The sequence below is a fragment of the Gemmata palustris genome (assembly GCF_017939745.1).
GTDB classification, from domain to species: domain Bacteria; phylum Planctomycetota; class Planctomycetia; order Gemmatales; family Gemmataceae; genus Gemmata; species Gemmata palustris.
In genome coordinates, this window is the sequence record NZ_JAGKQQ010000003.1 from 1 (window position 1) to 8,950 (window position 8,950).

The 8,950-nt window shown below is 63.0% G+C and carries 4 protein-coding genes, 1 tRNA gene, 1 rRNA gene and 2 pseudogenes; 4 read left to right on the forward strand and 4 right to left on the reverse strand.

Annotated elements, in window-relative coordinates; all coding sequences use genetic code 11:
* Positions 1-1,146: ISAs1 family transposase (locus tag J8F10_RS38135; RefSeq protein ID WP_210663782.1), on the reverse strand; the 1,146-nt coding region annotated here is incomplete at its 3' end.
* Positions 1,147-1,547: 401 nt separating this feature from the next.
* Positions 1,548-2,461 (reverse strand): annotated as a pseudogene (locus J8F10_RS41060) (IS3 family transposase); the annotation flags it as partial.
* Between the two features lie 1,229 nt (positions 2,462-3,690).
* Between J8F10_RS41060 and J8F10_RS38145 the strand changes: the two are divergent.
* Positions 3,691-5,189: ribosomal RNA gene (locus tag J8F10_RS38145) — 16S ribosomal RNA — on the forward strand.
* Between the two features lie 670 nt (positions 5,190-5,859).
* Here the strand turns inward: J8F10_RS38145 and J8F10_RS39670 are convergent.
* Together J8F10_RS39670 and J8F10_RS39675 are read right to left on the reverse strand one after the other, a co-directional pair.
* Entirely contained in the window at positions 5,860-6,246 is a 387-nt protein-coding gene (locus J8F10_RS39670) for a transposase family protein (protein ID WP_315854269.1), read from the reverse strand.
* Between the two features lie 197 nt (positions 6,247-6,443).
* Positions 6,444-6,617, reverse strand: coding sequence for a hypothetical protein (locus tag J8F10_RS39675; RefSeq protein ID WP_246524951.1), 174 nt, complete (start codon positions 6,615-6,617; stop codon positions 6,444-6,446).
* A gap of 360 nt (positions 6,618-6,977) precedes the next feature.
* Between J8F10_RS39675 and J8F10_RS38155 the strand changes: the two genes are divergently transcribed.
* The 3 genes and pseudogenes from J8F10_RS38155 (at position 6,978) to J8F10_RS38165 (ending at position 8,944) form a co-directional block, all read left to right on the forward strand.
* Positions 6,978-7,050 (forward strand) — tRNA-Met (locus tag J8F10_RS38155).
* 259 nt (positions 7,051-7,309) lie between these two features.
* Positions 7,310-7,519 carry a hypothetical protein gene (locus J8F10_RS38160; RefSeq protein WP_210663786.1) on the forward strand — a complete coding sequence of 70 codons (210 nt, stop codon included), beginning with the start codon at positions 7,310-7,312 and terminating at the stop codon, positions 7,517-7,519.
* Between the two features lie 358 nt (positions 7,520-7,877).
* A pseudogene (locus tag J8F10_RS38165) lies at positions 7,878-8,944 on the forward strand (IS630 family transposase).
* The last annotated feature ends 6 nt before the right edge of the window (positions 8,945-8,950 follow it).

Sequence of the window (8,950 nt, forward strand, 5' to 3'; positions counted from 1 at the left end):
ATCGCCTTGTAAAGTAAGGACTTGGTCGAGGAACGCGGTATCCATGAGGCACCGGATCATCTTTCCCCGGATGCTGTCCTTCTCGGGGTGGCGCTTCAACAGGGTGGTCGCGAACCGCCGGAGCCAACTCAGGTTGTTGGCCAGGATCCGCTGCCGGGTGCGGGTCCGATCCTCGCCGAACGTCACGTCCAGAACCCAGTGCATCGCTTCGATGCCCCAGTGACCACGAACCGCTTGACCGAACCGTGGGCCGCTGAGGAACCGGCTCAGCATGTAATACCGCACCTCATCGGTCTGGGTCCCGTCCGGGTGTGTGGTGATCCGAACCGCGGTGCCGATGGCCTGGATCCACGGCCACTCGTCTTTGGCCACGAAGTCCGGGGGCACCTGGGCCACCCAATAGAACCGCTCGTCACGACGTCCGTGCCCACGCGCGTCGGTCTGGTGGCTCCGGTGCCGGAGCGCCTGCAGCTCCCCTTCCAAGTGCTTCTCGACAATGGCCGCGAGCGCGGTCGCCAGTTTCGGCTGGTTGTCCTTGACCGCGATCACGAAGTCCCCGCCCCCGGCCACGATGTCACGGGCGATGTCCTTCTGGCACCCCATCGCATCGATCGTCACCAGCGCCTTCTTCAGCTCCAGTTGCTGAAGGAGCACCGGGATCGCGGTGATCGCGTTGGACTTGTCCCCGGTCGCCACTTGGGCCAAGGCCACCCCGTGCTCGGTGGCCCAGGCGCTCACGATGTGCAGTGGTCCCAGCCCGTGTGCCGTGTCGTGGGACCGGCGCAGCGTCTTGCCGTCGATGGCCACGAGTCGCGCCGAAGCGCCGTCCTCGGTCACCAGGGCTTGGGCGATCCACTCCCGGAAGCACTGCTGGAACGCCTCGGGTTGGAGCGCCAGGAGCACGTTGCGGATGCAATCCCGGGACGGGATCCCGTTGGGTAGTTCCAGGAACCCACGGAGCCACCCGGACCGGGCGACGGCCCATCGGCGGATCGCGGTCGGGCCGTCGCACCCGCACACCACCCCACAGACGGCAATGACGACGATGTCGAGGAACTGGTGCTTGCGGTTCTGGGTGTGCCGGGGGTCGGTCAGGGACTCGAAGTACGAACCGATTGATTCCACCGCGACCCGCTTGGCGGCCATACATCACCGAGTACACGGTCGGTCCATCACCGCACGAGCGGCGCTCGGGAGCGGAGCGAGAACCGTTCCCCAAGATGTAGACCGGCGAGGCACGGCGCGCAAGTCCACGCAGCTTTCCCAGCTATGCGCGTTGGCCGTGGAGTTACTGGTCAGGCCTGTTCGCGAGTCACGACACGGCCGACCGGCCACGGACCAACAACGACCGGGAGTACGCGCTCGGGAGCCACCGGTATCACGGGCGACGGGACGCAAGGGCGGTTGGTGCGGCGTGGGTCGGCTCGACGCGGGTCCGGCGACGCGGCACCGCGAGGTCCCTGGCCGGGGCGGACCGGGGCGCGTGGACGCGACTTAGTCCGCCTCACCGGGTGCCGGCTCCGTTGGTGCGAGGTGGATCGATCCGGGCCGCGTGGCTGGTCACGGGTCGCGAACATCTCGTCCACCGCGAGTTCACACTTCATTCGCCCGAAGAACGACTCCACGGGCGCGTTGTCCCCGCGCGGACCCACTGCTCATGCTGCACACGATCCCTTGCGCGTCCAACATAGTGTTCGCTCGCGCACTGGCTCCCCGCGGTCCGAGTGCTCCAACAGGCCCGAACACGAAGTCCCTTTGAGACGAGATGCCAGCGACACCTCCAGGGCGCGAAACACCAGCCGGCTCTCCACCGTCCGGGCCATCGACCAATCCACGATCTTGCTCGACCACGGCCGAGTGCAGCCAACCCTCGCTCGTCGGGATGTAGGTAATATCCGCGCACCAGCGCCCATTCGGACGTTCCGGCTCGAAGGCCCGGCCGAGGATATTCTCCGCGACCAGGAAGCGGTGGCTCGAGTCAGTGGTGCGGACGAACCGCCTCGGAGACGTCGCACGAATCCCGTGTCCCCGCATCAGTTCGGCTACGGTGTTCTCCGAGCATTCGTGCCCTCGCGCGTTCAACTCGGTGGTCATGCGAGGGCTCCCGTAGCGGTGCTTCACGTCGGCGTGGATCCCCTCGATCGCGTCGCCCAGCTCTTGGCCCACGTTTCGGTCGGGCTGTCGGGTCGGGCGGCCCAGGCGTAGTACCCGGAGACCGACACCTCCAGGGCCTCGCGCATCCAGGTGACCGGCCACGGGTCGGCGTTATCGGCGATGAACCGGAACGTCAGGTGGGCGGGTTGGCGAAGTACGCGGCGGCCTTTTTAAGGAGATCCCGCTCGGCCCGAAGCCGCGCGTTCTCGGCTCGGAGCCGGCGCAGCTCGTCGGCGGCCGGGGGCGGGTTGCCGTGCCCAGGGAAGGCCGCGTCGCCCCTGGCGAGGAACGCCTTGCGCCACTCGCGGCAGAGTCTACACCACTAACTTCGTGTCCACCAAACTTGGGGAACCTCACTACCGACCGAGCCGACGCAAGAACAGCCGGCCGCGGCGAGCGCCGGGTGATCCCGATCGGCTCCCGTGCTCGAGAGCTGCTCGCTGGGTTCCCGACCCGTGAACCGACCGCGCATTTAGCCCCCGCACAGATCTGGTGGAGCGCCGCGCCGCCGGGCGAAAGACGCCCCGTCGGTCGCAACTGGCCCGTAACGCGAGGAATCGTGTGGCGGAACCGAAGCGGGCGGCCGGGGCGAACCGCGCTTGTGGAGCGCCGGGGTAGGGGGTCAGGTTTACATCCCGAGTTGGGCGCCGAATCAACTGCGCTACAGCCACGGGATCGAGGCGCGCGCGGTACGGGTTGGAGGGCGCAAAGGCTGTACTCGGTCACGAGGTGAGTACGACCGCGATTTATGCCGAGAAGAACGTCGCGCTGGCCGTTCGGGTGGCCGCTGAAATTGGGTACCGGCAGCCGTTACCAATCACACGCGAGCGCTTCGATGGCCGCTGAACGAACACGTGGGGCGCATCCTAACCCTCCCGAATACGGATCTTGGTGAAGGCCCTAATTTCTCCGCTCCCGGGCGATGGGGCTCAAGGGCGACGTGTGTCCCTTCAGGGGTGCCGAGATCAGCGGGTGGGTGTGAGTACCCTCTTTGTTTTCGAGTCGCGCATGGGACTGTCACTGGTCGAGCGCCGGGCCGTGCTTACGGACCCACGGGGCCGTCGCGGGTAGTGGTATCCAGATGTGAGGTGAGATCCGTGCCGGGTGCGGCGCACCGACCCCGCGCGTTGGCGCCGCTGCGTAACTCTGCTTTTTTGTGGCGGTAGGTTGACGCCCTGGGGGTTCGCTCTTATCATTCCGTTACCACTGCACCGCGGTGGTGAACGCGACGCGAAAACGAGATAAAAGCCGCAAGGCTGAAGCAAGTTTCGCGAAGCAAAGTCAAACACCGGTGCCCGAAAGGGTAAAGGTTTTTGAGTAGGTCTTTGACAAGTTGTAAGCGAAAGCCAAAGAGGTGGGTTAGAGCCGATTGTTCGGCGATAACCCAAGACCTCTGACGAGTTCAGAACCGGTGTACGGCCCGCAAGGGTCGTGGACCGGAGATCGAGTAAGTCACAGAAATTGAGTTATCGGACCGAGCAACGGCAGGTTGAACTCAACAAGATCCGTGCCGCGAGAGTGGTGCGGTGTAATAAAAACTTGAAGGGTTTGATTCTGGCTCAGAACGAACGTTGGCGGCGTGGATTAGGCATGCAAGTCGGGGGAATCCCGCAAGGGGGAACCGGCGTAAGGGGCAGTAAGGCATGGGTGACCTACCTTTGGGTTCGGGATAGCCATCAGAGATGGTGGGTAATACCGGATGACGTCGTGAGACCAAAGATTCATCGCCCTCAGAGGGGCCCATGTGATATTAGCTAGTTGGTGAGGTAACGGCTCACCAAGGCGAAGATGTCTAGCGGGTGTGAGAGCACGACCCGCGCCACTCGCACTGAGACACTGGCGAGACACCTACGGGTGGCTGCAGTCGAGGATCTTCGGCAATGGGCGCAAGCCTGACCGAGCGACGCCGCGTGAGCGATGAAGGCCTTCGGGTTGTAAAGCTCTTTAGTGGGGGAGAAAAGCCGCAAGGTGTGATCTATCCCAAAAATAAGCACGGGCTAAGTTCGTGCCAGCAGCCGCGGTAAGACGAACCGTGCGAACGTTGTTCGGAATCACTGGGCTTAAAGGGCGCGTAGGCGGGCTGTCAAGTCTGGGGTGAAATCCCGCGGCTCAACCGTGGAACTGCCTCAGATACTGACGGCCTCGAGGGAGGTAGGGGCATGCGGAACTGTAGGTGGAGCGGTGAAATGCGTTGATATCTACAGGAACTCCGGTGGCGAAAGCGGCGTGCTGGACCTCTTCTGACGCTGAGGCGCGAAAGCTAGGGGAGCAAACGGGATTAGATACCCCGGTAGTCCTAGCCCTAAACGATGGGTACTAGATAGTAGACTAGATATGAGTTTACTGTCGAAGTTAAAATGCTAAGTACCCCGCCTGGGGAGTATGGTCGCAAGGCTGAAACTCAAAGAAATTGACGGGGGCTCACACAAGCGGTGGAGCATGTGGCTTAATTCGAGGCTACGCGAAGAACCTTATCCTGGACTTGACATGTGCGAAAGCGCTCGGTAGTAGGAGCCGGAAACGGTAACGAACCTAGCAATGGGGAGCCGAGTACAGGTGCTGCATGGCTGTCGTCAGCTCGTGTCGTGAGATGTCGGGTTAAGTCCCATAACGAGCGAAACCCTTACCTTTAGTTGCCACCCGCAAGGAGCACTCTAGAGGGACTGCCGGTGTTAAACCGGAGGAAGGCGGGGATGACGTCAAGTCCTCATGGCCTTTATGTCCAGGGCTGCACACGTGCTACAATGGTGCACACAAAGTGAAGCCACTGCGCGAGCAGGAGCCAATCACAAAAATTGCACCCCAGTTCAGATCGTAGGCTGCAACTCGCCTACGTGAAGCCGGAATCGCTAGTAATCGCGGGTCAGCAACACCGCGGTGAATGTGTTCCTGAGCCTTGTACACACCGCCCGTCAAGCCACGAAAGGGAGGGACGGCCGAAGTCCGCTTTGCCGCGGCCGACGCCGGACTTTCTGATTGGGACTAAGTCGTAACAAGGTAACCGTAGGGGAACCTGCGGTTGGATCACCTCCTTTCTAAGGATGTTAACAAGTACACGATCCCACGCCTTGAGCAGCATGGGAATCGCATATCACCACCTCCGACGGCTTTCGCTTACAACTTGACAAGATACATCAATCCCCACCAGTGCGAACTGGTGGGGATTTTTGCATTCATACACCACCGCACAACAGATCGAACTCGCACATTCACCACGCTACTGACACCTCCTCCTGGACCGCACCGGCACTTCTCCGCACCCACTGGGGATCGCTCCCTTCCCCCGTTATGACCGCGGCATGAGAGGCACTCATTAGTACGCTGCGGTAGCAACTGTTTGTGAGACCGCCCGTGCCCGCCTGCACGCTCTATGACGCTCTCGCCACGCTCCCGGAGCCGCGCAGTTCGCACGGACTCATCCACCCGTTGCCCGCGGTCATGGGTTTAGTTGTTCTGTCCATGTTCATGGGGTACAAGAGCCTCCAGGGTACGGCTCGGTGTTGTTCGTCCGGTTTCTGCAGCACCACCCTGGCGCGGCAGCGACGCTGGCTTCCCGGTTATTGCAGTCCTGCCGTCGCAGATCGCAGATGCAATTCGGCGCGCGGTTGAGTCCACTAAACCGCACCCGACTGGGTTCGGCACGCTAAACAATAGACCTCATTCACGACAGTAGGGTGGGTGTTCCGCCCCTTTCCCCATGTCCGTTCAGGCGGTCGCTCGTTGGCCGAGCGTGCGGTTGACCAACCCGGCGACGGCCCGGACGCGCATCGCGTGCCCTTGCCGCCGGTACCGCGTCACCGCCCGGAACCGACGCAACCGCCCGATCGCGTACTCCACCACGATCCGGCGCCGGCGGAACGCACGGTTACACTTCCGGTCCGCCGGCGGACCCTCCTTCCCACGCGGCTTGCGGCGCCGCCCCGATCCCGTCGGGTGCGATTCACCGATCCCCACGTAGCCCCGATCGTTGATCCCGCCGACGCCCGTCGGGAGCCGCTTCATCAACCGCGATTTCTGGAGCCGCTCGATGTCGGCCCACGGCCCCGGCACCGAGTCCGATACGTCCAGGATCGCTCCGGGCTCCTGGTCCACGGCCACCGGGCTCTTGAGCGTGTGGGCCTTCTCTTGATCGTGTCCCGCCCGGCCTTCTCCAGCGCGGCCGGCACCGGGTGCGGCTCGCGGTCAAGTCGGAGACCCCGAACAGGAACCCGAGCACCTCGTTGGTCGGATACTGGCGCAACCAGATGACGGTCCGCAGCAGTTGGTCCGCGGTCGAGAGGTCGAACTCGTCACCGCCCCCCGATGGCCTGCTGGCGCTTGGGGCGCTCGAGTGCCTTGCGGTGAGCGGCTTCGACCGCCGGGACCACATCGGCGGCGAGTTCGTCGAACGCGGCGACGGTGAGACCGGTCAGATGACGGAACACGGCGGCGCACTTGCGCAGGTTGTCGAGGCGCGCGATCATCGGCGTCATCCAACCGGGTCAGATTCGTCCCAACATCCAACGAATCCGTCCCTATCGTGAATGGGGTCTAATTACCAGATCGTGGGGCACGTGGCCCCGGCCGAGTACGAACGGGCGCATAACCAAACCCACCGCTAAAGACTGCCCACGATTCGTGGGGAACTCCAGAACCTTCTTGGCCCATTGCTTTGTCACATGTAGAAAGAGAGGGATGTTGGAGTACGGCTTGGCTCTTTTCTTCGACTTCCTTTTGGTTTTTGGTTTGGTGTCAGTTCGGAGCATTGAGTGTAGTTTCGGGTGTAGTCCTAAGATACCAGTTGCCGGGAACCAGCCTGAAAATAGAGTGAATACTAGACCCCTGGCGGGGTAGCTCAGAGGTTAGAGCACTCGCTTCATAAGCGAGGTGTCGCGAGTTCAATTCTCGCCCCCGCTACTTGCCGATGAAGTGAACGTAACTCCTTTCTACCGAAGCGTTTCGACACGCACCCTCCGGAGGTCGGAGGCGCGGCCTCATACAACTCTAAGTGTGCAAAAATTGCACACTTCCTTGGGGCGCGTTATGCCGCCTCGTCGAAAGTCCATTCCAACCTACAGTCCTCACGGGCAATCTGATCGCACGAGCTATCTGGACCGATACTCGTGGAAACGGCACGGCGACCAGGCCCATTTACGAGGTCGACCGGCACGCCAAGGTGGAAGTCAAGAAGAAGGCCTGCGGGTTCCGCGCGATCGAACGCAAGGTCGAGGGGCGAACGGACCCCGAGGCCGAGGCGGTGCGGAGTGCCCGGACCGACGACGGGCGCCCGCCCCTGGAGGCGTCGGGCCTGAAATTGTACGGCCGACGGGGAGCGATCGTCAGCACTACAGGGCGAGCCGAAAAGGGGGACTCCCGGCCGAGTTGACCGAGCTGAAGGCGTTGCTCCGCGGCTCCCTGGCCGCTGCGTGTCGCGCGTTCGGGCCCTTGTGTCTGGCATTCGGGTGGGTACACGGCGCGGCCCAAATCCGGGGCCAAATCGCGTGCCGCGGAGCCGATGTGCGAGTGCAGTTGGGCGGGTTACTCGGGGCCATGCGGCGTCACCGGGATGCGGTCGGCAACCTGGGAGGTGCGGTGGATCACTTCGTGAAGGTGAGTCGGAGTTACTGGCAAGGCCAGCGCGTATTATTCTCGGCGTGCCCTGGTGCGACACAATCCGTTCTTGAGGAACAGAGCCCCGTCCAGGAGAATGAGGGCATCCGCGCTCGGCATTTGGGAGGGCCATGATGCGCCCCACGTATTCGTTTTCCGAGGTCGTGGTCGAAGCGATTGCGCGTGATCGGTACGAGCACCCGGACCCGCGCGTTCAGGAGCGCATGGCGGTCCTCTGGCTCAAGAGCAAGGGCGAGACCCACGGGCGCATCGCCGCACTCGCCAACGTGTCGCGGTCCACGGTCCAGCGAACCCTGCGGATCTACGCGGCCGAGGGCCTCGATGGCATCCGGTCGTTCGGGTGGAAGGGCCAACCCCGTGCCCTGACGCCGCACGCCGCGACGATCGAAGACGCATTTCGTCAGCACCCGCCGCACACGGCTCATGAGGCCGCGCGGCGGATCGAGGAGCTGACGGGTGTTCGACGAAACGTGTCGCGGGTGCGCAAATTCCTCAAGGACGACCTGGGGATGAAATGCTTGAAGGTGGCACCGCTCCCGGTCCCGCCCAAGAAGACGGTCGAGGAACACGCCCGCGCGCAGGCGGACTTTTTAAAAGGCGGACCTGGAACCGAAGTTGGCGGAGGCGCGGAGCGGTAAGCGGGCGGTGTACTTCGTGGATGCGTCGCACTTCGTATTGGCGTCGTTCCTGGGTTGGGTGTGGTGCTTCGTGCGGTTGCACGTGCGCGCGGCCAGTGGTCGGCAGCGGTACAACGTGCGGGGCGCGCTGAACGCGGTCACGCACGAACGGGTGACGGAGATCAACACCACGTACATTACCGCCACGTCGGTGTGCGCGTTGCTTCACACGATCGCGCCGGGCGGGCTCGGTGCCCGTCACGTTGGTGCTGGACAACGCCCGGTATCAGCGGTGCGTGTTGGTGCAGGACGCGGCCAAGCAGCTGGGGATCGAGCTGCTGTTCCTGCCGTCGTACTCGCCGAACCTGAACTTGATCGAGCGCCTGTGGAAGTTCGTGAAGAAGGACGTGCTCAACAGTCGGCACCATCAGGACTTCGAGAGGTTCCAGAGTGCCATCGACGGGTGCCTCGCGGATCTGCCGACCAAACATCGAGAGAAGCTCGCGACCCTGTTAGCCCACAACTTCCAGACCTGGAACAATGTGTCACTCCTGGGCGCGTAAAGCATA